A 22536-nucleotide genomic window follows, 5' to 3' on the forward strand; every position below is an offset into this window, starting at 1 on the left:
TCATCGGGCACCAACCGTCGCGACAACTCATCAACCACGAACCAAGATCATGCCCGCAAACCCCACCAAGATCCAAACGAGACACGCTCTAAGCATGGTCGTGGGCGGGGTTGTTGCCAGCCTTGGGGTTGCGTTCGGCAGCGTACTCAGTGTGACTGCGTGGGGACAGTGGATAGTCCTCGCACGCATCTGGCTTCCACTGACTGGACAGTTGCCCTGGGCAGTGCTGGCCTTCCTCGACGACGCCTATCACCGGGGTGTGCTACGCCAAGCAGGCGCGGCTTACCGCTTGTCGGGCAGTGAATGGATGTGCGAACCGCAGGTGCTCGCCCGCTCCAGCGCGACCGTCACCGACCACCAAGGATGGACCCTCGACTCCTACCGGCATCTAGCCCGCGAATTCCCCGCTGTGCCTTGGATTCCAGTTCTTCAAGGGTGGTCCATTGAGGACTACGAGCGTCACGACGAGATGTACCGACGGGCCGGGATCGACCTATCCGCCCAACACCGGGTTGGACTCGGCTCGGTGTGTAGGCGCGACTCCATCCACCAAATCGCGTACCTGCACCCACGCTGCGCGGCCTGGCGGGTCCTGGGGCTGGATATGGGCGTCATCGGCCGCGTAGCTGCCCAACCGGTGTCCCCGGCTCAGCAGCAGATCGCAGAGATGCCAGCTGTTGCCGCGGTCTTCCCAAGCCGACAGCGCGTTGTAGACCTCGACGGCGTGCGCAGTGGTTGGACTGGACTCCCTGGTAGACCTGTCCGCCGGAATTGGCGACAGTTGGATTCGCATCTGTACCAGTACCGAGCGGCCGGTTGTCTGGAGTATCAGGCCGGCTTGCGGCCCCATGCGGTGATCATCGGTGCGAGCATGAGGTCCAGGTCGCCGTGCGCGAGGTTCGCGAGATGCGTCTCGATCTCCTCTGGCGTCGCCAGTTCCGCGGCCAGGAGCTGGTCGCGGACGTGCTGGACCGTGGCCGCCTCCAGGACCGCGCACGCGCGTGACGCGATGGGGAAGTAGGCCTCGGCGCCAACGTCCGTCAGGTCTGACTCACGCAGCAGCCGGGGCAGCGTGCGGCCGTATGCGAGGTCCGCCCCGTGCTCGGCCATCAGCGTTCGGATCCGGGTGCGCAGCCGGTTCGCCAGCGCTTCGTCGGGGCCGCATTCGTCCGGGCAGGCGAGTGGCTGCAGGGCTGGGTCCCCGTCCTCGATCACCAGCCATCCGCCCGGCCGGAGCGCATCGATCATGACTCGCATCGCGGCCGCGCGATCCTTCAGGTGGACCAGGACCAGCCGGGCGTGGACCAGGTCGAACGTCTCCGCCGGCGGTGGGTCGCGGATCACGTCGTGCCGGCGTACCTCGAGCGCGCCGCCGGCCGCGGGCTCGGCCCACGACACGTCGATGTCTGTGGCCAGCACCCGGCCGCTGGTCCCCACGCGCTCCGCCAGGCCGCGCGGCACCGAGACGCCGCCGGCACCGACCTCCCAGCACCGCCATCCTTCACCGAGCCCCAGGTCGTCGAGGTGACGAAAGGTCCACGGGTCGAACATCTCGGCGAGCGCCGCGAACCGTTCGCCAGCCTCCGGGCGACGGTTGTCGAGCAGATAGCGGTTCACCGCACCAGTTTACGGACAAGTCCTGTAAATCCAGCGACGAACAAGGTGGCAAAAGCCCAACCGAGGAACCGGGTGAGCCAGCCCGTGGCGATGAACCAGCCGCTTCCGGGAATGTCAGCGTTGAATTCGCAGCATTGTTGTCCGCCGGTCTTGATCAGCGGAACGGCGATGTCTACGGCAAGTCCTACGTGTTCGAGGGCGGTGCAGGCAGCAGTTGGTTCCACGGAACTGGCACGAAGCTCGGAGCCTCGGGGAGCTCGGGGCTGGTGGGGTTCGCTGCTGGGGTCACGGCCGTTGGTCTCCTGACGGCCGTTCCGTCCACAGCACTTCCAGGACTGCGCGCGCGTCACGACGACGCGACGGCTTTGCAGACCAGATCGCAGGAAGTACGACCCCGCAGGTCGCAGTGAGTAACAGCAGGACGATCAGGGCGAAGATCCATTGGTTGGCAAGTGCAAGACCTCCGAGAGAAATCCCAGCAGCGATCCTTGCCAACCGCCGTCCGGTCACCAGCAGAGGTCAGCCATGGGCTGCATCCTCGCGCCTTGGGGTCCCAGTCGGACCCGGCGAGCCCAGTATGCCCGGCAACGTCTGTGCTCGGCATCGACGCTCATGTTGGCCAGCGTCCGGAGCGCAATATCAACAGCTCTCGACAGGGCAGAGAAGCCTCGCCTGGTAGCACGAACACGCCCGCGAGATCCGGAAACTGTTGCGCTACAAGGAGTTCACCGACGGCGAGCTGAACCTGCGGTCGTATGTGGCCTCGCGGGTGTGGAACTCGCTGGAGTCGCGGCGGACGCTGTTCGACCGGGCGGTGGTGTGGATGCTGCGCGAGCGGGTGCTGCTGCCGGGCATCTCGGTGCTGTCCAGGCTGGTGACCGAGGTCCGGACCGGGGAGTACGAGCGCATCCACGGCCTGATCGCCCGCCCCGACACCGGAGTTGGTGGCCACGCTGGTCGGGCTGTTGGAGGTGCCCGAGGGTGGGCACGTCTCGGAACTGGAACGGCTGCGCCGAACGGTGACCTCGGTCAGCGGCCAGGGCCTGAAACTGGCCGTGGACCGGGCCGAGGAGGTGTTCGCCTTCAAGGCCGGCGAGGTCGACCTGTCCCGGATCCCAAGCAAGCCGAGCTGGCCGCTACGGCATGACCGCCAAGGCCCCGACGATCCGGGGGCTGACCTCGGAGCGACGGGCGGCCACGATGGTGGCCACCGTGCGGCACCTGGAGAGCGCGGCGGTCGATGACGCGTTGCTGCTGTTCGACGCGGTGATGGCGACCAAGCTGCTGGCGCGGGCGGAGCGGTTGTCGGTGGCGGAGAAGCTGCGGACGCTGCCGCGGTTCCGCAAGGCCGCCAGCGTGGTGGCCGGGGTACTGGTCGCGTTGCGCGATGTCGCCGAGGCCGACGGCGCGGACGGTCAGCGCTCTAGGAGGAGTGGGTCTAGCAGGCGACACAGTCCTTCACGAGTTCCGAGATCGCCAAGCTTGGCCGCCGCCGCCAAGCTCCCGACCTGCGGATCTGCCTGGGTGGTCCTCGCAGGGCCACCTACCCCATTGGCGGGTGATCACAGTGAGCTCAGACTTGAGGCATGGCCAACAAGGAACTGGGCGACTTCCTCCGCGCCCGCCGCGCCGGACTCACACCGGAAGAGATCGGGCTCCCGGTCGAGCTCGGTGTCGGTCGCCGCGTCGCCGGCCTGCGGCGCGGCGAGGTCGCCCGGTTGGCCGGGGTGAGCGCCGAGTACTACACCCGGCTTGAACAAGGCCGCGCCGGACAGCCCTCCGAGCAGGTGCTGCTTGCCCTGTCCGACGCCCTACGGCTGGACGACGTCGAGCGACGGCACCTGTTCACCCTCGCCGGCACCGCATCCGGGATGCGGGATCGCGGCGAACACTCGGCGCGACTGCGGCCGGCGATGCGACAGGTGCTGGAGTCGATGGACTTGTGCCCTGCCTACGTCCGCGACGGCAATCTCGAGATCGTCGCCGGGAACGCGCTGTGGGCACTGGTGTTCCCCGATATCGCCACACTGCCCCGCCGGGAACGCAACATGGTCCGCTGGACGCTGCTGGACCCCCGCGCGCGCCTGGTCTGGTGCGACTGGGAGCGCGTGGCCCGTGACTACGTCCACGTGCTGCGGCTGGCCGCCGCGGACCAGCCCCGCAACCAGCGCATCGCCAACCTGATCGGCGAGCTGATGGTGCGGTCACCGGAGTTCCCGGCGTGGTGGTCCGAGCACCGCGTCCACGAACGCAGCACCGGCAGGAAACGGATCCACAACCACATCGTCGGTGACCTCGAGCTGCAATTCGAGATCTTCACCCCGGTCGCCGACCCGAGCCTGTCGATGCTGGTCTACTCCGCCCCGACCGGCTCCCCCAGTGAGGAGCGCCTACGGCTGCTCGCCAGCTGGGGAAGCGAGCCCACGGCCGCGGCACCCCGGAGCGCTGACGCCGACTCCTGACCGGCCCCAGCGGGCATCCGGCCACCCCCCATCACCCAGACACGAGTGCGCCGCGCACGCGGAGTCGATATCGCCGTGCGCACACGCGCCCGGCGGCGCTCGATCACGGCCTGAGGGCCGTCACTGAAAGGAAATCCCTGATGAGCAAGACGTTCCTGGTCACCGGCGTCAGCACCGGGCTCGGACTGGCGATCGCCCGGCGGGCGCTGGCGGCCGGGCACCGGGTGGCTGGCACGGTGCGCACCGACCAGCACGCGGCCGCCTTCCAGTCCCTGGACGCCGAACGGGCCCGGGCCTTCATCCTCGACCTGACCGACGAGGACCGGATCGAGCCGACCGTGCGCGCCGCCGAAGCCGCGTTGGGGCCGATCGAGGTGCTCGTGGCCAACGCCGGCTACGGCGTCGAGGGCACCTTCGAGGAGTCCCCGATGGCCGATCTGCGCCGCCAGTTCGAGGTCAACGTGTTCGGCACGGTGGCGACCATGAAGGCGGTGCTGCCCGGTATGCGCGAACGGCGGGGCGGTCACATCTTCGTGATCACCTCGATGGGCGGGATGACCACGTTCCCCGGCCTGTCGTTCTACGAGGGCAGCAAGCACGCGATGGAGGGCATCACCGAGGGACTCGCACAAGAGGTCGCGCAGTTCGGGGTGCGGGTGACCGCGGTGGCCCCCGGCGCGTTCGCGACCGACTGGGCGGGCCGGTCGCTGGCCCGCGCGCCACGCGGCATCCCCGACTACGACGAGCTGTTCGATCCGATCCGCGCCCGCCGCCAGGCCCTGGCCGGCCAGGGGATCGGCGATCCCGACCGCGCCGGCCAGGCCATCCTCACCGTGCTCGACGCCGACACGCCACCCGTGCACCTGCTGCTCGGCTCGGACGCCCTGCGCCTGGTCACGGCCGGACGCCAGCGTGTCCAGAACGACATCGACACCTGGAAGGACCTCAGCCTGTCCACCGATCGCTCCGATGGCGGAGTCACCGTCTCCTCCTGACACAGCGGTCGCCGTCGCGGTGAGCGCGTGGTCGACCAGCCGTCGAACCTGGTCGACCACGTCGACGGACTCCCCCGATGGGCTGCGGTGCTGAGCCACTCACCCCGGAGGAACTCGACCTCCGCCAACGCCTGATCGGCGGGCGTGCCGCGACGGCCGACGAGGACGACCTGCCGGGTCAGTAGGGCGTCCAGCACACCGGATCGACTTCCATTACCGCTGGTCAGGTAAATGCGCCCGAAATTTCCCGGATACTCCGGCAACCCTGTGGTGCTGGACGAGACCGTCATGTTCGGCACGCTGGCCGAGGTCCCCGCCGGTGTCCGTTGTCGCGTTCGAGCGTGCGCGAACCAGTGGCCCGCGCCTCGCACCCCGACGAGTCCGTCCTGTCCTCTCGCGCCGGATGCCGTCGACCGCCGGGCGCGGTGAGTCCAACCCAACGACTCGTATTTGCGCCTCACTGACCTGGGAATACAGCGTCAGCGTTCAATCCTGGCCGGATCTTCCCCTGATCCCGCCAACCAGGCGGCGGGTTTGCGCTGGTCAGTGCGGCGACGGGGCGCCCAGCGACATCGACTGGTCATCCCAGTTGGCGGGGCAGACCAAACACATGCAACCAGCCTTGCTGTCACCCCGCGCCGAAAACGGAGAACCCGCCACCTAAAACTGCAGGTCGCAAAGGGCGCTCTCCACGCACGTGGAGGTGGTCCGGCCAAGGAGCTCGGTCGCGACATCGTCAGCGGGCGCTCTCCACGCACGCGACGTCCCCCGATCCTGAAGCTCACTGGTCGACATCCGCCCATAAAACGCAAACCGCACACCACCCACCGGCCTCGCACCAGACCGCGGCGAACCACGACGACGTCCCGCCACAGCATCCACAAAACCCGAACCAGTCAACCCACTCATCTCGACTCCTTTCCCGCCTCGAAACCGAGACCCACAAAGTCCTCACCCATGACAGCGAACCATTCCACCTACACCCGAACAGAGCAGCCCGGCCAACACCATTCCCCCACCAACAGCAGCCCACTGCCGAATCCGCACCACGCACACAGCTCCCCGTCGCCTACGTCGGCCCCACCTCGCAGGTTCTCCGGCTGGGCCGAGCGCCGGCGGCTGGCCCCTCATCTCTGCGACGACACCATGGACACTACGAACGTGACTAGATCGGCCGCTTCGCCTACGCCCAGCACAACGAGACGAGACCGGTCGCCGCGGCCTCGACTTCGACTAATTCCAACACGAGCGAGCACACGAACCTCGTTAGCGCAATGCCGAAGTGAACAGGGTGTCGGTCACCTTTCGCATTTTCGCAATAGGAGCGAATGTTCGTGCGATCGGTATTTCCAATCGCGAGTTCATCCAGATTTTCGGACCTCCGCTGTGTAGATCGCAGTGCTAATCTGCAGCGGCGCTGCTGCTCAGTGAAGGAGAATTCCGTGAAGCCGATGAATGACCGGCAGGTCGCTACTCTGGATATGATGCGGGATCAGATCATCCCGAATTCTCCGTTCACCGCCTTTCTCGGCACCGAGATCACCGTGTGTTCCGACGGCGTCGCTGAGCTGGAGGTGCCGATCCGCAAGGACCTGACCCAGCACCACGGGTTCGCGCACGGGGCGATCGTCGGGTGCGTCGCGGACAACGCGTGCACCTGGGCGGCAGCGTCGATCGTCGGCGACGTCGTCACCACGGAGTACAAGCTCCACCTGCTCGCACCGGCCGTCGGTGAGAAGCTGGTCGGGCGCGGGCGCGTCGTCAAGGCCTCCTCGCGTCTGGTGATCGCCGCCGGTGACGTGTTCGCCATCACCGGCGAGAAGGAGAAGCACGTCGCCACCGTTCTGGCCACCATCATGCCCGTCACCAAGCCCGCGAGATCCTGACGCACCAGTCGGTTGCGCAATCGTGCGATTGACATTGCCTACCGGCTTGGGACAAATCGGCCGCGGTCGCTTAGCTTTTGAGCGAAAGCGTGCTCGCCGCTACCTTCGAGGTTGAGATGGCCGAAAACGACGTTGAGTCCACTGAAGACGACACCGGTATCTCCCGCCAGGAACCGCGCAGGAAGACGATCAGCAACGCCTACGTGCACCGGCTCCAGCGCCGCCACTTCCTCCTGTTCGACGTTCTGCCCATCTTCGGCACCGTTGCCGCATTCGCCTTCCTCGCCGTGCATCCGTTCGGGGCGCCGGAACTGGTGCTGCTGCTGGCCATGTGGATCGTCACCGGCCTCGGCATCAGCGTGGGTTACCACCGGCTGTTCACCCACCGCTCCTTCAAGGCCAAGCCGTGGATCGCGAACCTTCTCGCCGTGGCCGGGTCAATGGCGGGTCAGGGCGGCATGGTGTCCTGGGTCGCGCTGCACCGGCGCCACCACGAGTGCAGCGACCGCGAGGGCGATCCGCACTCGCCCAACCTCGCCGGTCCAGGCCTGAGAGGGCGTCTGCGCGGCCTGATGCACTCCCACTTCCTGTGTAGACCTCGGTGAGCCCATCGATGGGGTCGGCGAAACCCGCTGAGTTCGATCAGGTGACCCGCGTCGAGTGTGAAGTCGGTCTCCAGCACCCGGAACTCGCGGATCGACTCCGCCCGCGAGACCAGCGCGTTCGCCTCGTCCACAGCGGACCGCAGCTCCGCCACCAGACCAGGATCTTCGGCCCAGCCGGGGGTCTGCAGGTCGACTCCGCTGTCGGCGGCCCACTTTCCGGCCGCCACCGGGTCCACCGTGATCAGCGCGCTGGCAAACGGACGATCGTCACCGACCACCATGCAGTTGCTCACCAGCGGGTGCAGCCGGACGCGGTCCTCCAGCGGCGTCGGCGAGATGTTCTTGCCGCTGCTGGTCACCAGGATCTCCTTGCGGCGCCCGGTGATGTAGAGGTAACCGTCCTCGTCGAGACGACCGAGGTCACCGGTGGGGAACCAGTCCGAAGCCGCGTCGTGGACCGCCAGCGGGTCACCCTCGGCGGCACCAGGCCAGTAACCGGGCGTCACGTTCAGCCCGCGAACGAGGACTTCATCCACTTCGGACAGCGCGACGGTGACACCGGGGACGGGGCGGCCCGAGCTGTTGATCCGGTTGTCCTCCAACGGGTTGATCGTGACCGCGGTCGCGGCTTCGGTCAGCCCGTAGGCGCCCAGGACGTTGACGCCGATCCCGCGGAAGAACAGTGCCGTCGTCTCGTCCAGCGAGGCACCGCCGGAGATCACGTGCGTCCACCGTCCACCGAGGCCCTCGCGCAGCGTCGCGAACACCGTCGAGTCGAGCCTGTCGAACTCCTCGCGGAGTTCGGCGGGGATCGGCTCACCTGCGAAGCGCGCCCGGCCAGCCTCGATGGCGACGTTCTCGGCGGCTGGGTCGACGCCCATCTGGCGGGCGGCCTTGCGGATCTTCTCCAGTGCGTAGGGAACCAGCCCCATCAAGCTGGGACGGAACGAGCCGAACGCACCGAGCAACGCGGGGAAGCCCGGCAGAAGCGCGGTCCGCGTTCCGGCGTAGAGGCAAGCTCCGAGGATGGTCCGGCCGAAGATGTGCGACAGGGGAAGCACCAGCAGCGTCGAGGCCTGCTCTCCCCCACTGGTCCGCCAGGCCTCGCCGAGGTGCTCGACGCTGGCTGCGGAGGCGGCGAACATGTTGCGGTGAGTCAGCATGCAGCCCTTGGGCATGCCGGTGGTGCCGCTGGTGTAGACGATCGTCGCCAGGTGGTCGGCCCGCACCTGCGCGCGCCGCTCGGCGAGGACGGCGTCGGACACCTCGTGCGCGCGCCAGTCGGCCAGGTCCGCGAACTCCCACACGTGCCAGGCTTCGCCGCCGATGCGCACGAGCTCCTGCCGCTGGTCGGTGGTCTCAGCGAAGCACCTGGTGGCGCCGGAGTCGGTGATGATGTGCCGGACCTGCTCCTCCGAGGCGGTCGGGTAGATGGGAACGGTGATCGCGCCGATGCTCAGCACGGCGAAATCAGCCAGCACCCACTCATAACAGGTGTTTCCCAGCACTGCGACGCGGTCGCCGCGGCGCACTCCGGCCTCGATGAGGCTCCGGCCCACGCGACGCACGTCCTCGGCGACCTCGCGGCAGGTGATGTCCTGCCACTCGCCCTCGACCCGCCTGCTGAACATCGGTCGGTCCGGCGTGAGCCGGGCTCCTTCGTCCACGACATGCGCGAGGCCTTGATCGTCGGGCAGTCTCAGGCCCTCGCCACCGCTGCTTTCCCGCACCACTGATCACCTTCACCGTCGATTTCGGACACGACACCCGTGCTTGGGAACGCGGCGGGGAGCAAGGTCGTTCGCGTTCACGGCTGCCCGGGGTGGTTCGCTTCGGACTCGGCGTGGAGGCGCAAGGAAGGCATCCGGTGCGCACGCGGACACCGGTTGGAGGTCGCGTCACGCGGCGGTCTTCCCTGCGAGGGACACGCCGTCGTGCCGACCTGCGTTCAATCTTGGTTCGCCCGCGGTGGTGGGGCAATGAGGCTCTGGCTAACGCGCGGTTGCGATGTCCTATTGCCGCAAACCCACAGGGGCGCACCGCTGTTGTCTCGCGGTGCGCCCCTGGGTCTCGGTGCGGTCAAGCTGCGTCAGTGATCCGCTCAGCGACCTTGCCCGCGACCGCCGGGCTGTCCTTGATCCACCCGAAGTGGTCCAGGTTCTCCACGACGCCGGACTCGGCGTCCCAGTGCCGGCGGGTCAGCTTGGCCCGGGGAATGCGGGTGCACAGGTAGTCGACGTTGGACTTCGGCCCCAGTTCGTCGTCGTCCAGGGAGATCGCCATCACCGGCATGGTCAGCTCGCGCAGCAGCGGCGCGTAGTTCCGCTTCGAGCCGCCGAGTCGATAGCGTCCGGTCAGGTTCTGGTAACACCAGTCGGTCATCACCCGGCCCGCGACGGGTGTGGGCACGAAGAGCCCGCCCGGCCAGCGGCCGCGCAGCTTCGACACCGACCCGATGTAGCGACCACCGGCCAGCACGCTCAACCGGCGCTCGGGCGGGAACGCGCGCCAGAACACGCTTCCGGTGGCGAACAGGCACAGTCCGGCGATCCGGCCCGGGTCGGCGGCGGCGTGCAGCAGCGCGGTCTGGCCGCCGAGGCTGTGGCCGAACACGTGCAGCGCGGCCTCGGGGAAGCGCTTCGCCACGGCTTCGGTGATCGCGGGCAGGTCGGTCTCCACGATCTCGCGGTAACCGAAGTTGCCGCTGTCCTCCAGCGAAGGTGTGCTCTCACCCTGCGCTCGCAGGTCGGCTGTGGCCACCGACAGTCCCTCGCCGTGCAGCGCCTTGACCAGCGGGTAGTAGAACTTGGCCTTCATCGCCATCGCGGGCAGAACGAGGACCACCGGGGCACTGGGGTCGTCTTGCGGCTTGACGCGCACGACGAACCGGACGTTGTCGGGGGTGGTCACCTCGACGGCTTCCAGCGCATGGAATCCGGTCGGCGCCGGGTTGTCTTCGGACATGGGGGCTCCTTGGTGCGGTGCCGGACAGGTTCGCGTCAGTCCGCGGTGATGTTGCAGACGCAGTCGAAGGAGAACTTGGCGACAAGAACGTCGTTGTCGTCGTAGCACAAGGCCTTGGTGTCGATGTCGAACTTCTCGGTGCTGTTGCGGGACAACACATCGGAGACGATGCGCTCGTCGACCGTGGCGATGGCGCGGATCCGGCCGAAGGCCGGCTTGAGGAACGTGCACCGGGATTCGCGGACCACGAACCGGGTCACCGAGGCCAGTCGCGGAGCCATCGCGCCCACGAACGCCGAGCCGTTGGCGATGTCAGCCGCCAGGAACAACGCGCCCGCGTGCACGCTGCCCATGTGGTTGTTCATGGCGTCTTTCACCGGGATCTCGGCGATGGCGCGCTCCACACCGATCTCGGTGATCTGGACGCCGACGTGGACGCTGAAGGGCACCATCGCGTTGGTGACCTCGCGAAGCTTCTCGAAATCCGGGGTGCCCGCGCCGTGCTCCGCCAGGGGCCTGAAGAGGCTCGGTGCTTGCTGTGACATGTCGACCATCCCTATGCGTGCGTCGTGTTTCGTTGCTGGGAAGGGGTTTCGATACTGGCGCCGCCATTGGGCTGCACGTCGACGACGTAGTCGAGGTAGACCTTGCCCACAGCCGTGTCGTTGTCGTCGTAGAGCCAGGCCTTGCCGTCGAGTTCGAACCGCCCGGTGATCTCTCCGCTGAGCACGTCGGCGACGGTGCGAGGATCCAGCGTGGCGACCGCGCGGATGCGGCCGAGTCCGGGCTTGAGGAACGACACCGTGCAGCTGCGCAGGATGAACAGCTTCACCTGGGTGATCACCGGCGCGAACGCTCCGCCGAAGGCCATCGCCCCGGCGAGCTCGGCGGCGAGGAACTGGGCGCCGGCGTGGACGCCGCCCATGTGGTTGTGCATCTGCTCGCCGGCCGGGACCTCCACGACTCCCCGCTCCGGGCTGATCTCGATCATGCGGGTGCCGACGTGGTTGCTGAACGGCACCATCGTGTTGGCGTGCTCGCACATCTTCTCGTAGTCGGGTGCCGTGCCGTCCGAGGAGCCCGCGTACGGTGCGAACCCCTCGAACACGTCCCGATTCAGCTGCTGCGCCACGATGTGTCGTCCTCCGGGTGCGCGGTGAAGATCCGAACCTCGTCAAGGGCGAATACTTCTGCGGCACACCGGAAAGCGTCAACGGAGTCCTCGGACGGCCATCGGGCGATAGCCGGATCCGATGGCGGCACCGATGGATCACACGCGAAGTTCAGCCGTTGTTCGCCCGCTTAGACCTGCAGCGGTTCCTCTCCGGGCACCGTCGCCTGCGTTTCGACGCATTCGAGGAACAGATCGGCGGCCGGAGAGGTCTTCCCGCTCAGCCACGCGACGAAGAGCTCGACGGTGGGCACCGGGTCGTACAGCCGCACGGGCACCGCCCGCACGTTGCCGCTGATGTGCCTGCCCCGCAGCGTCGACGCGAAACCGACCAGGGGTTTCACCGACGTCATGATCGCCACGGCACCGGGATCGTCGATCTCGTACTCGACGTTGAGCGTGATGCCGCTGCTCGACGCCGCGCCGAGGATCGAGTCGTACATCGCGGGACACTGCTCGCGCCCGAACAGGATGCACGGCTCGTGCGCGAGCTCGCTGAACGAGGCGCCGGGCCGTCCAGCCCACTTGTGGCCCGGCCCGACCACCGCGACGAGCGGGAACTTCGCCAGCGGTCGGGACTCGAACTCGGCACCGACCGGCCTCCCGTAGACCATGGCCACGTCCACATCGCCGGCCCGCAGCGCCTGCAGCTGCGGACCGGTGCGCATCTCGTGCAGCGTGACGCTGACGTTGGGGTGGTCGGTGTGCATCTTGGTGAGCACCGCGGGCAGGACGTGCTGCCCAGCTGCGAAGTTGTACCCGACGTCGACGGTTCCCGACCGGCCTGCGGCGGCCTCGCGGGCCGTTTGCCCGGCCTTGTACACCTGCGCCACGATCGCGCGGGCCTGGTCGCGGAAGGCTTCGCCGGCGGGCGTGAGCCGGACTTCGTGCGAGGTGCGGGCGACCAGTTCGGTGCCCACGCTGCGTTCCAGTCGTTGCAGGTGCTGACTCAGCGACGGCTGCGCCAGGTGCAACTTGGCGGCGGCCCTCCCGAAGTGCAGCTCTTCGGCGATCGCTAGGAAGGATTCAAGGTGCCTGAATTCCACATTGCCCCCCGGGGCAGCTGTCGGACAGCTCTGTGCTCGACAGACGGTATGCACCTCCGAGGAACACCCGGTGAACCATTGGCACTACTAGTGGAGCCAAGCCGTGTCACATAGCCGAAACCGCAGACAAAAGACGCTCGGTGAACTCCATCACATGGCCGATGGCGGTGTCGGTCCGGGGCATCCGGCACCGCCATCGGTGCTCAGCCGATGTCGAACCGCACGCCCGGGGCCGCGAGATCGATCTGGCCTTCGTAGTTCTCCGCCGCCGACGAGCGCAAGTGCTCCAGGCTGCCCTCGTCCGCGGAGGCGAAGTGCGTCAGCACGAGCCTGCCCACTCCTGCCTTCGCGGCGACGACTCCCGCGTCCGTGCCGGAGAGGTGCCCGTGGTCGCCGGTCTCCGGCTCGGCCAGCGTCGCCTCGGTGAGCAGCAGGTCGGCGTCCTCGGCGAGGCCGTAGAGGGCCGGTGTCGTACCCGTGTCACCGGTATAGGCGAATGTCGCCGTCGCCGACTCGACCCTGACACCGCAGTTGGGGATCGCGTGCCGCGTCTCGTACATCGCCACGCTGAGCTCGCCCACGGCGTAGGTCGCGCCCGGGTCGTACTCGCGGACGTCGAAGGCGATCTCGAAGGCCTGGTCGAGCAGCGGGAAGGTGTGCACCGGGAACAGCCCGGCCCAGCGCGCGAACAGGTCTCCCGATCCACGCGGCACGAACAGCGGCACGGGCGTGAACCCGCTGCGCCTGATCGTCTCGACGGTGGCCCCCGGCTCGTGGGCGAGGCCGCTGAGCAGGCTCTTGCCGATGGGCAGCAGGTCGTAGCAGTGGTCGGAGTGGAAATGGCTGATCACAATGCCGTCCAGGCTCGCGGGCTCGGTGACCGAGCTGAGCGCGGTGGCGATCCCCGGGCCGCAGTCCAGCAACAGGCGAGTCGCCTCCGTCTCCAGCAGGTAGCCCGAACTCGCCTGGCCGTCGGCGGGCATCCCCGCTCGGCAGCCCAGCACGGTAAGCCGCATCCTTTTCCTCCAGCGAATACCCAGGCCGCTCCGGCGCAGCGACGGTTCTGGCCGAGCTTTCCGGAAAACCATCCGCGACGACAAGCTCCCCACCGGAAATGAACAATTGAAATCCCCTATCAGGCGAGAACTAACTTCCACCGACCAGATTGAACGGGTGACGTCAACCACGATTTTGATCTCGCTCGATTCGAGATCCCAATCGTAGGATCAAGGCCGTTCCGACGCGCTGCCGCGCCACGTGGAATCGGACGTGCACGCCTTTCAATCGACGCTGGCCAGCGCGAACACCGCGCCCCCCAAAGACGGTCGGCGAACCGGCGGCTCGCCGGGCGTTCACCGGAATTCCACACGGCCATGCTCAAATTGCTCCGGGTGCACCCCGAGTCGCAGTCAGCCGGGACCCTTTTCGGTGGCGGCGGCACAATGCGCCCGGCCACGATCCACAAACGGGAGAGCGAGACTAACAGTGAGCCGAATCCGAATTGAGGGACTGAGCAAAAGATTCGGAAATGCCCGGCGCGGCACCACCGCCGCCGTGGATTCGGTCACGCTCGACATCGACCACGGCGAGTTCGTGGTGCTGCTGGGACCGAGCGGGTGCGGCAAGTCAACGCTGCTGCGCATGATCGCCGGGCTCCTGCTCCCGAGCGAGGGGCGCATCCTCCTTGACGACCGGGACATCACGCACGTCGCGCCGAAGGACCGCGACCTGGCGATGGTGTTCCAGAGCTACGCGCTCTACCCGCACCTGACCGTCGCACGAAACCTGGGTTTCCCACTGCGCACGCGCGGTTGGTCACGCACGCAGATCGACGGCAAGGTCCGCGAGGTCGCAGCACTGCTCGGGCTCGACGAGCTGCTCAAGCGCCGCCCCAAGGAACTCTCCGGCGGCCAGCGGCAGCGCGTCGCGCTGGGCCGTGCTCTGGTGCGCGATCCGGGTGCGTTCCTGATGGACGAGCCGCTGTCCAACCTGGACGCGAAGCTGCGCACCGCGACCCGCACCGAACTCGCCGCGCTGCATCAGCAGCTCGGATCGACCTTCCTCTACGTCACCCACGACCAAGTCGAGGCCATGACGATGGCCAGCAGGATCGCCGTGCTCAACAACGGCCGACTGGAGCAGGCGGGCGCACCGTCCGAGGTCTACGACACCCCGGAGTCGGTTTTCGTCGCAGGTTTCATGGGATCGCCTCCCATGAACCTCATCGACGCCCGTCTGGAGACCCGCGGCGACCGGTTGCGCGTCACGGCCCGCGATGTCGAGGTGCCCTTGGAGCACCCGGCCGACGACCTGCCGTCGCGCGACGTCGTGCTCGGTGTTCGCCCCGAACATCTCGTCCTGGTCAGCGAGCACACGCGCGGACCGCTGTTCCGGGGTGTCGTCGACGCGATCGAGAACCTCGGCAACGAGGAAGTCGCGCTGTGCTCGGTCGGCGACACAAGGCTCGCCGCCCGCGGGCCCCGGCCCCTGGGGCTTCGGACGGGCGAGCCCGTCGCCTTCACCACGCTCCCCGAGCACACCCATCTGTTCGACCCGACGACGGGTCGCCGCCTGGTCTGGCTCCCCCAGCCGGACACCGTCAAGCACATCGCACTCGACGCCCCCGCCGTGTGACCACCGTCGGCGCACCCCCGCCCCCGGCACGGAGCAGCGGGTGAAAACCGTTCCAACACGAGGAGAACCACATGAGGGCAAGACGCACGCTCGGCGGCCTCGCGGCCGTCGCGGTGCTGGCACTGACCACGTCCGCCTGCGGAATCGGCGGACTCGGCACCACCAACACCCAGACCACCTCCGTCGTCCCGGTACCCGAACTGCGACCTGACCAGCAGGTCCAGATCGTGTTCGAGAGCTACAACTTCGGCCAGGCCGGTGCGTGGACCGACACGTTCAACGCGCTGATCGGCGAGTTCCAGCGCCGGCACCCGAACATCAAGGTGATCGCGCAGAAGCCGCAAGGCAACAGCCCGAACCCGGTGTCGGACACCGTCTCCAGCGTGCAGAACCAGATGATGGCCGGTCGCGCACCTGACGTCGCGCAGCTCGGCTTCAGCGAGCTCGACTTCACCATCAACCAGCTCCGCGCCAAGCCGCTGGACGACCTGGTGGGACGCGAGGCCGTGCAGGCCAACTTCGACGGTCCCCGGCACCCCTTCCACGAGTCCGCGCGCGACCTCGGTGACTGGAACGGCAAGACCTACGGCGTGCCGTTCGTCTTCTCCACGCCCGTGCTCTACTACAACGCCTCGCTGTTCCAGCAGGCCGGGCTCGACCCGGCGAAGCCGCCGGCCACGTGGGCCGAGGTCGAGAAGGCGGCGCTGGCCATCAAGGCGGCCACCGGCAAGAACGGCGCGTACTCCGACTGCCTCACCGAGACCAGCAAGGACTGGTGCTTCCAGGCCATGGTGCGCTCCAACGGCGGGCGAGTCCTGTCCGAGGACCGCAAGGCCCTCACCTACGCCGAGCAGCCCGCCCTCGACGTCGTGACGATGGCGCAGCAGATGGTGAAGTCCGGCGCGACGCCCGTTCTCGGCCAGCGGCAGGCCTACGAAGGCTTCGGCCGCGGCGAGATGGGCATGATCCTCGAATCCAGCTCGCTGCAGGGCAACTTCGAGAAGGCCGCGAAGGGCAAGTGGGATCTACGCTCCGCCCCGATGCCCGCGTTCGACGGCAAGGCGACAGTGCCGACCAACTCGGGGGCGTCGCTGTTCGTGCTGTCCGACGACCCGGCCAAGCAGCGCGCGTCCTGGGAACTGATCAAGTTCCTGACCAGCGCGGACGCCTACGAGATGATCTCCAGCAAGATCGGCTACCTGCCGCTGCGCACCGGACTTCTCAACGACCCGGAGGGTCTGAAGGCCTGGGCCGAGCAGAACCCGCTGATGCAGCCGAACGTTGAGCAGCTGGCCCGCCTGGAGCCCTGGGTATCCATGCCCGGCGTCAACTACCAGCAGATTCGCGACGGCATGATGGCCGCCGTGGAGAAGAGCGTCTACCAGGGCGCCGATCCGCAGGCCACGCTGCGCGCGGCGCAGGACCAGGCGTCGAGTCTGCTTCCGAAGGGTTGACAACCTGATGACCGCTGGAGTTCCCGTTCCGGATCACACCCTGATCCAGCTGAGCGACACCCACATCCTGCCTATGGGCGAGCTCCAGCACGGCACGGTGGACACGTTCATCAACCTGGAGGCCGCCCTCGCCGCGGTGGCGGCCTCCGGGGCCGAGGTGTCCGCCCTGCTGCTCACCGGGGATCTCACCGACGACGGCTCCCCCGCCGCGTACCGCAGGCTGCGCGAGGTCGTCGAGCCCGCGGCCGACAGGCTCGGTGCCCGCGTTATCTACGTGATGGGCAATCACGACGAGCGCACGGCCTTCCGCACCGAGCTCCTGCCGGACGCGGCGGCGACCGGGCCTGTCGACGCGGTGCACTGGGTCGACGGCCTGCGCGTCGTCGTCCTGGACACCACCACGCCCGGCCGGCACGACGGCCGCCTTCGCCCGGGTCAGCTGGACTGGCTGCGGGCGGAGCTGGAGCGACCGGCTCCGCTGGGAACGGTGCTGGCACTGCACCACCCGCCCTTACCGTCGGCCGTGCCGCCGGTGCACCTGCTGCGGATGTACGACGCCGACCGTCTGAGCGAGGTCGTCGCCGGAACCGACGTCCGGATCATCCTCAGCGGGCACAACCACTCCACGGGATGTGGCGCTCTGGAGGGGATTCCGGTCTGGGTCTCACCAGCGTGCGCGAACCAGATCGACCCCCTGGTGAAGGGACGTCTCCGCGGTGTGCCCGGCGGTGGGATCACCCGCATCGACGTGTTCGCGGAGTCCGCGATCGCGACAGCGGTACCGATCGATGTCGCCTCGTTCGTCTACGACAACGACGAAGCCGAGGTCGTGAGCATGATCCACACTCACCTCTCCGAATCGGAGTGAACGCCGTGTTCGTCGAAATACCCGCGCCTGCCCAAGCCGCCCCACCGGCCGCGCAACGGGCTTCGCTGCTCACGCGAGTCCTCCGGGCAGCGCCGCCCTACCTCTACCTGGCGCCAGGACTCGCACTGCTGATCATCTGGACCTACCGGCCGCTGGTGCAGACCGCGCAGCTGTCCTTCTACTCGTGGAATCTGCTGCCCACGTCTCCGATGGTGCCGGCAGGCACCGACAACTACGAACAGCTCCTCGCAGCACCCGAGCTGGGAAACGCCGTGTGGTACACCCTCGCGGTCATCGCCGGGCTGCTGCCGTTCACCGTGGTGATCCCGGTCGTCGTGGCACTGGCGACCCGCCAGGTCAGCGGGCGCGTCCGGGAGTTGTACCGGGCGCTGATCTTCACACCGATGCTGGTCGCGCCGGTCGCCAGTGCGGCGGTGTGGCAGTGGCTGCTCGATCCGGGATCGGGGGCCGTGAACCGGTTTCTGGGCGTCAACGTCAACTGGTTGTACGAGAGCGTCCCAGCGCAGCTCTCGATCATCGGGATCACCGGCTGGCACCTGCTCGGGTTCGCCGTTCTGCTGGTTTCGGCCGGCCTGTCCGGCATCAACGACGACTACTCGGCCGCGGCCCAGCTCGACGGGGCCTCCCGCTGGCAGATCACCCGCTGGGTCACCCTGCCGCTGCTGTCACCGACGCTGGTCTTCCTCGTGCTCATGACGGTGCTCCTCGGCGCGCAGTGGACGTTCCCGCTGATCGACACCCTGACGCAGGGCGGTCCTGCGGCGGCGACCACGCACATCTACTACTTGCTGTGGGACTACGGCTTCCACAGCCACCAGGCCGGTCTCGGTGCGGCAGCGGGCGTGATCTTCTTCGCGACCTTCGGCGTCGTCGCCCTGTTCCTAGTCTGGTTGTCCGACCGCATCAGCTACCACGACGACTGATCGCTGAAGTGCGAAAGCAGGCGAACGATCTCATGACCACGTCCACACTGGAACGCGAAGCGACGAGCGACGTCGCGCGAGTCGAACAACGCACGGAGCCTGATCTTTCCGTCGGGTCCCGGAGCCGCTCACGTGCGATCTTGGGAAACGTGATTCTCGGCGTGCTGGGCCTGCTGTGCGTGCTTCCCATCTACTGGATGTACGCGACCTCGCTGCGGATGCCCGGCGACGTGTTCTCGCTGTCGCCGCTCCCCTGGCCGCTGTCGGTGGAGAACTACGTCCACGCGTGGAACACGATTCCCATCGGGCGCATGTTGGCCAATACCTCCGTGGTGGCACTGGTGACCGCACTCGGCCAGCTGCTCACCGGGCTGTTCGCCGCCTACGCGTTCGCTGTCTGGGAGTTCCGCGGCAAGCAGGTGCTGTACCTGCTGTTCGTCGGCACCTGGCTGGTGCCGTTCCAGGTGTCGATGTTGCCCAACTACGTGCTGCTGCTCCAGCTCGGCGTGCTCAACACCATTGCAGGCGTGATCCTGCCGTCCCTGTGCTCCGCGTTGAGCGTCCTGATGCTCCGCCAGCACATGCGCAGCTTTCCCAAGGAACTGCTTGACGCGGCCAAGGTCGACGGACGATCGTCCTGGGCAACCCTGTGGACGGTAGTCGTGCCCAACCTGCGTCCCGCGCTGGCGGCACTGGGCATCCTACTGTTCGTGCAAGCCTGGAACGAGTACTTCTGGCCAGCCCTGGTGCTCCAACGCAGCAACGCCATGGTCCAACTCGGCATCCGCAGCTTCATGGGCACCGAAGGCAACGACTGGGGCCCCCTCATGGCAACAGCCGGACTGGCATGCCTACCGGTGTTCGCGCTCTACCTCGTCCTCCAGCGCCAGATCGTCAACGCCTTCGTCCGCTCCGGCCTGAAGTGACTCGGGCACCTGAACAACGGCTTCATCGACCCCTGATGGGATCGAAAGACTTTTCCAGCCATGGACACCGGTACAGATGACCACCCGAGCTACGCAGCAATCAGCGCACACCTAACCGCCCGCGCCGCTCCAGTCACGTGGATCCCATTGGTCCTCAGTGGTCAAGAAGACAACGAAATAACATTCAATCAACACTGAAAATATTGCTTACCTTGAACCAACGAACGCCACCGGCTAGGCCCGCGCCGACGCACCTTGGGAATCACCAACCTGATTCCGATGCCGTTCTTCGGGTTGACTCCAAGCCGATGCTGACCGGCGTCGAACGGAGCGCTACCACTGAAAATCAACGCCGCGCTGCACCACACTGGTTGTGGTGGCTACGAAGGCGCCGACGAGTTGGCCTGTGGGGTTTCACAAGTCGGTCCACGTGCTGCGACCTGCACCTTTCGGTGTCCCCGGCAGACAGGACATGATCGCAGGTCATGTCACTGCGTCTGCTTTACCTGATCTTCGTGCGCATGGTGGGCTGGCTGTGGCTGCTCGGTCGCTCGTCGGCGTCCAAGGACGTCGAGCTCCTGGTGCTGCCGACCGCCTGTTGATCTTCGGTGAGCGGCACCTGCGTGCGGCGCTCACCGAGTACATCCGACACTACAACGGCCACGACCGCACCGCGCCCGCGAACTCCGCCCACCACGACCAAGCCACCCCGTCGCAAACCTCAGCCATAAGCGGATCAAAACTCGACCTGTGCTTGGTGGCCTGATCAACGAATACGAGCGTGCGGCGTAAAGCTACTGGTCAGCATTGGTGGCCGACTTCTGGAACCCCACAGGTACAGCAGGAACCAGCGTCACCTGCTCCACGTCCTGCGCGAGTTCGAACAGCTCTACAACGAACACCGCCCGCACCAGGGCATCACCAACATCCGCCCGCCGAACCCCTTACCTACGCCCATCACAGATCCCGACAAGATCGCTCGCCTGAACATATGCCGACGCGATCGCCTCGGCGGCATCCTCCACGAGTACGGGCATGCCGCATGACCTGCACGGATGAGGTTTCCGGCAAAGGCAGGGTCGTGCATGTCGGTGGGGTCAGCCCAGGGGCGTGGCGCCGGGGTTGCTCCCGGCCCCCGGGGAACGTCGATGTTTCCCGCCGCCGAACCCGACGTGCCGGTTTCCAGGCATCGGGCTCTTCACCCAGCGGTGATCACGGAACGGCCAACGATGCCGGAGCCCAGGCTTCCCGTGCGGGAGGCCTGGGGCTCGGCTTCCGGCAGCTGAGTGTCAGAGCGGGTTTGCGTTGATGTGGAAGCGAACCTGTTCGATATTCGATGCGACGCCTAGGATTTCCAGGTCCTTGGCGTCGATGCGACCGTCGTGGTTGAAGTCCGCAACAACGTCCGGTGCATCGTCGAAGACGCCGTTGTGGTCGAGATCGTCGACGACGGCCACGGTCAGTGTGGTGTCAACACCCTTGCCCGCGATGGCATCGCCGACGATCCAGGTGTCCCAGACCTCGGTCCGGTCGTCAGCACGGTCGGTGAGGCCGGTTAGGTTGAACAGATTGGCCAGGTTCGTGCCGGGGCCAGCGAATTTCCGCTCTGGGTTCGTGATCGTGGAGGAAGTGAGGACGACCAGGCCCGGCAGGCGGTCGTCCTTGCCTGGGGAGAACGTCCCGGGGAACGGGGGCACGTTGTTGTGGCCGGCGGGTCCGGTGAGCTGAAGGCCGCTGAGTCCGGCGCGTGCCGGGCCGTTCTGGCCGCGGAAATCGACCGCGAGGTCGACGAACCAGCCCCGGCCGGAGGTGCCCGCGTTGTCTCCGTTCCTGGGTGCGAACACCTCGACCTTCGCATCCGAGGCGGTGTCCGTTGCGTTGTCAGCCTGGGCGGAGACCGTCGCGGCGACGGTCGCCGCAACGGCGATGGTCAGTCCGGCACTGATCGTCATCGTGGCCCGTTTCGAAATACTCCGGCGCATCAAGTGCTCCTTGCTCGTCGGCAACTTGTCACCGATCCATACGACAAGAGCGACTGTCCGGTTCAACGAGAGAACCGATGTGGCGGCCTGGCTTTCGCCCCCTCGCACATGAGCCGTTCAACGCCGACGGGTGCTTGGTGCGGGGACTTCGGCGGAGAAAGTCCCCGCACCGGTTCGAATCGTGTGCCCAGCGGTCACGAAACGCCGGAGAGCGTGGGGTAGTCGATGTAGCCGCGCTCGGCGCCGCCGTAATAGGTGCCGTGGCCGCCTTCGTTCAGCGGTGCGTTGTGCTCGAACCGCTCCGCTAACGGATTTCCGTTGAATCCGGCGGCCGAGGCGGACGTATTGGGGGTCGACGCAGCCGAACGAGAAGGAACATCATGCCGTTGCGCAGAATCGCGGTCCTCGCCACCGCCGCCTGCACGATGACGATCGCAGCGTGCGGATCGGGTGAGCAGCCCGAATCCCAGCCCCAGACGCCCAGCCCGCCCGCAGCCGCTCCTGCCGTGGTGGGCATCCGCACCGCACCCACCGGTGACTACCTCGTCGACGCCTCGGGCCGGACCCTGTACCTGTTCACGAAGGACGAGCCCGGCACCTCCCGGTGCGTGGACCAATGCGTGGCGCAGTGGCCGCCGCTGACCGGAGCGCCGCAAGCCGGGCCGGGGGTGGATGCGGCACAACTCGGCACCGTGAACCGACCCGACGGCGGTCAGCAGATCACCTTCGCCGGGAAGCCGCTGTACTACTTCGCCCAAGACAACGCGGCCGGGGACATCAAGGGCCAGGACAAGATGCACGTCTGGTACCTCGTCAACCCCGCCGGCGAAGCGATCAAGACCGCAGCCCCGACCGGCTGACCCGTGACGCACTGCCCCCGGGGCAGCAGCCGGTTCTGCCTGGGGACAGCCGGTTCTTCCGCATCAATGCAGCAGCCGGACGGTCTTGCGCACATCGTGCGCGACGACGTCACGACCAGTGT

At 67.2% G+C, this 22536-nt stretch carries 20 protein-coding genes and 2 pseudogenes; 12 read left to right on the forward strand and 10 right to left on the reverse strand.

The window, feature by feature from the left end; genetic code table 11:
* Positions 1 to 828: 828 nt before the first annotated feature.
* The gene (locus tag AB0I53_RS41440) at positions 829 to 1617 is read right to left on the reverse strand and encodes a methyltransferase domain-containing protein (RefSeq protein ID WP_358614626.1); all 789 of its coding nucleotides are present in this window, start codon (positions 1615 to 1617) and stop codon (positions 829 to 831) included.
* Positions 1614 to 1841: a hypothetical protein gene (locus tag AB0I53_RS41445; RefSeq protein WP_358614628.1), complete on the reverse strand. Its 228-nt coding sequence runs from the start codon at positions 1839 to 1841 to the stop codon at positions 1614 to 1616. Before AB0I53_RS41445 ends, AB0I53_RS41440 begins: the two co-directional genes overlap by 4 nt.
* Positions 1842 to 2326: 485 nt before the next feature.
* On the opposite strand from AB0I53_RS41445, the pseudogene AB0I53_RS41450 reads away from it, so the two are divergent.
* The 5 genes and pseudogenes from AB0I53_RS41450 to AB0I53_RS41470 all read left to right on the forward strand — a co-directional run.
* Positions 2327 to 2443: pseudogene (locus tag AB0I53_RS41450) on the forward strand (hypothetical protein); the annotation flags it as partial.
* Between the two features lie 118 nt (positions 2444 to 2561).
* Positions 2562 to 2861, forward strand: coding sequence for a hypothetical protein (locus AB0I53_RS41455; RefSeq protein ID WP_358614678.1), 300 nt, complete (start codon positions 2562 to 2564; stop codon positions 2859 to 2861).
* Positions 2862 to 3203: 342 nt separating this feature from the next.
* Positions 3204 to 4079, forward strand: a complete 876-nt coding sequence (locus tag AB0I53_RS41460; protein WP_358614630.1) for a helix-turn-helix transcriptional regulator — start codon at positions 3204 to 3206, stop codon at positions 4077 to 4079.
* A gap of 140 nt (positions 4080 to 4219) precedes the next feature.
* A complete protein-coding gene (locus AB0I53_RS41465; protein ID WP_358491508.1) occupies positions 4220 to 5074 on the forward strand; it encodes an oxidoreductase in 855 nt (284 codons plus the stop codon).
* A gap of 1484 nt (positions 5075 to 6558) precedes the next feature.
* Positions 6559 to 6960: a PaaI family thioesterase gene (locus AB0I53_RS41470; RefSeq protein WP_358614632.1), complete on the forward strand. Its 402-nt coding sequence runs from the start codon at positions 6559 to 6561 to the stop codon at positions 6958 to 6960.
* A gap of 38 nt (positions 6961 to 6998) precedes the next feature.
* Here AB0I53_RS41470 and AB0I53_RS41475 read toward each other — a convergent pair whose 3' ends face one another.
* Positions 6999 to 7346, reverse strand: a complete 348-nt coding sequence (locus tag AB0I53_RS41475) for a hypothetical protein (protein WP_358614679.1) — start codon at positions 7344 to 7346, stop codon at positions 6999 to 7001.
* Between AB0I53_RS41475 and AB0I53_RS41480 the strand changes: the two genes are divergently transcribed.
* Positions 7290 to 7565, forward strand: a complete 276-nt coding sequence (locus AB0I53_RS41480) for a fatty acid desaturase (protein ID WP_358614672.1) — start codon at positions 7290 to 7292, stop codon at positions 7563 to 7565. The genes AB0I53_RS41475 and AB0I53_RS41480 overlap by 57 nt on opposite strands.
* Positions 7566 to 8065: 500 nt before the next feature.
* On the opposite strand, the pseudogene AB0I53_RS41485 reads toward AB0I53_RS41480, so the two are convergent.
* The 6 genes and pseudogenes from AB0I53_RS41485 to AB0I53_RS41510 all read right to left on the reverse strand — a co-directional run.
* Positions 8066 to 9298: pseudogene (locus tag AB0I53_RS41485) on the reverse strand (AMP-binding protein); the annotation flags it as partial.
* Positions 9299 to 9644: 346 nt separating this feature from the next.
* A complete protein-coding gene (locus tag AB0I53_RS41490) occupies positions 9645 to 10529 on the reverse strand; it encodes an alpha/beta fold hydrolase (protein WP_358614634.1) in 885 nt (294 codons plus the stop codon).
* A gap of 35 nt (positions 10530 to 10564) precedes the next feature.
* Positions 10565 to 11074 carry a PaaI family thioesterase gene (locus tag AB0I53_RS41495; RefSeq protein ID WP_358614636.1) on the reverse strand — a complete coding sequence of 170 codons (510 nt, stop codon included), beginning with the start codon at positions 11072 to 11074 and terminating at the stop codon, positions 10565 to 10567.
* A gap of 11 nt (positions 11075 to 11085) precedes the next feature.
* Positions 11086 to 11661: a DUF4442 domain-containing protein gene (locus AB0I53_RS41500; RefSeq protein ID WP_358614638.1), complete on the reverse strand. Its 576-nt coding sequence runs from the start codon at positions 11659 to 11661 to the stop codon at positions 11086 to 11088.
* Between the two features lie 170 nt (positions 11662 to 11831).
* Positions 11832 to 12746 (reverse strand): LysR substrate-binding domain-containing protein, encoded by a 915-nt coding sequence (locus AB0I53_RS41505; RefSeq protein WP_358614640.1) that lies wholly within the window; start codon positions 12744 to 12746, stop codon positions 11832 to 11834.
* Positions 12747 to 12949: 203 nt separating this feature from the next.
* Complete coding sequence (locus AB0I53_RS41510; protein WP_358614642.1) at positions 12950 to 13762, reverse strand: MBL fold metallo-hydrolase; 813 nt, start codon at positions 13760 to 13762, stop codon at positions 12950 to 12952.
* Positions 13763 to 14240: 478 nt separating this feature from the next.
* Here AB0I53_RS41510 and AB0I53_RS41515 point away from each other — a divergent pair, with 478 nt between their 5' ends.
* From AB0I53_RS41515 to AB0I53_RS41535, 5 genes are all read left to right on the forward strand, one after another.
* Positions 14241 to 15380, forward strand: a complete 1140-nt coding sequence (locus AB0I53_RS41515) for an ABC transporter ATP-binding protein (protein ID WP_358614674.1) — start codon at positions 14241 to 14243, stop codon at positions 15378 to 15380.
* A 71-nt stretch (positions 15381 to 15451) separates the two neighbouring features.
* On the forward strand, positions 15452 to 16834 hold the full coding sequence (locus AB0I53_RS41520) for an ABC transporter substrate-binding protein (protein WP_358614644.1): 1383 nt from the start codon (positions 15452 to 15454) through the stop codon (positions 16832 to 16834).
* A 7-nt stretch (positions 16835 to 16841) separates the two neighbouring features.
* Positions 16842 to 17702, forward strand: coding sequence for a metallophosphoesterase (locus tag AB0I53_RS41525; protein WP_358614646.1), 861 nt, complete (start codon positions 16842 to 16844; stop codon positions 17700 to 17702).
* Positions 17703 to 17707: 5 nt separating this feature from the next.
* Positions 17708 to 18646 carry a sugar ABC transporter permease gene (locus tag AB0I53_RS41530; RefSeq protein WP_358614648.1) on the forward strand — a complete coding sequence of 313 codons (939 nt, stop codon included), beginning with the start codon at positions 17708 to 17710 and terminating at the stop codon, positions 18644 to 18646.
* Between the two features lie 149 nt (positions 18647 to 18795).
* Positions 18796 to 19572, forward strand: coding sequence for a carbohydrate ABC transporter permease (locus tag AB0I53_RS41535; protein WP_358614676.1), 777 nt, complete (start codon positions 18796 to 18798; stop codon positions 19570 to 19572).
* Between the two features lie 1289 nt (positions 19573 to 20861).
* Here AB0I53_RS41535 and AB0I53_RS41540 read toward each other — a convergent pair.
* Positions 20862 to 21554 carry a hypothetical protein gene (locus AB0I53_RS41540; protein WP_358614650.1) on the reverse strand — a complete coding sequence of 231 codons (693 nt, stop codon included), beginning with the start codon at positions 21552 to 21554 and terminating at the stop codon, positions 20862 to 20864.
* A gap of 380 nt (positions 21555 to 21934) precedes the next feature.
* On the opposite strand from AB0I53_RS41540, the gene AB0I53_RS41545 reads away from it, so the two are divergent.
* Positions 21935 to 22414, forward strand: a complete 480-nt coding sequence (locus tag AB0I53_RS41545; protein ID WP_358614652.1) for a hypothetical protein — start codon at positions 21935 to 21937, stop codon at positions 22412 to 22414.
* Positions 22415 to 22536: the final 122 nt, after the last annotated feature.

It is taken from the genome of Saccharopolyspora sp. NPDC050389 (genome assembly GCF_040655595.1).
Lineage (GTDB): Bacteria > Actinomycetota > Actinomycetes > Mycobacteriales > Pseudonocardiaceae > Saccharopolyspora.

Coding starts and splice junctions, on each gene's coding strand:
- AB0I53_RS41460 (WP_358614630.1), top strand. CDS start 3,204: ATGGCCAACAAGGAACTGGGCGACTTCCTCCGCGCCCGCCGCGCCGGA.
- AB0I53_RS41465 (WP_358491508.1), top strand. CDS start 4,220: ATGAGCAAGACGTTCCTGGTCACCGGCGTCAGCACCGGGCTCGGACTG.
- AB0I53_RS41470 (WP_358614632.1), top strand. CDS start 6,559: ATGCGGGATCAGATCATCCCGAATTCTCCGTTCACCGCCTTTCTCGGC.
- AB0I53_RS41480 (WP_358614672.1), top strand. CDS start 7,290: ATGTGGATCGTCACCGGCCTCGGCATCAGCGTGGGTTACCACCGGCTG.
- AB0I53_RS41490 (WP_358614634.1), bottom strand. CDS start 10,529: ATGTCCGAAGACAACCCGGCGCCGACCGGATTCCATGCGCTGGAAGCC.
- AB0I53_RS41495 (WP_358614636.1), bottom strand. CDS start 11,074: ATGTCACAGCAAGCACCGAGCCTCTTCAGGCCCCTGGCGGAGCACGGC.
- AB0I53_RS41510 (WP_358614642.1), bottom strand. CDS start 13,762: ATGCGGCTTACCGTGCTGGGCTGCCGAGCGGGGATGCCCGCCGACGGC.
- AB0I53_RS41520 (WP_358614644.1), top strand. CDS start 15,452: ATGAGGGCAAGACGCACGCTCGGCGGCCTCGCGGCCGTCGCGGTGCTG.
- AB0I53_RS41525 (WP_358614646.1), top strand. CDS start 16,842: ATGACCGCTGGAGTTCCCGTTCCGGATCACACCCTGATCCAGCTGAGC.
- AB0I53_RS41540 (WP_358614650.1), bottom strand. CDS start 21,554: ATGCGCCGGAGTATTTCGAAACGGGCCACGATGACGATCAGTGCCGGA.
- AB0I53_RS41545 (WP_358614652.1), top strand. CDS start 21,935: ATGCCGTTGCGCAGAATCGCGGTCCTCGCCACCGCCGCCTGCACGATG.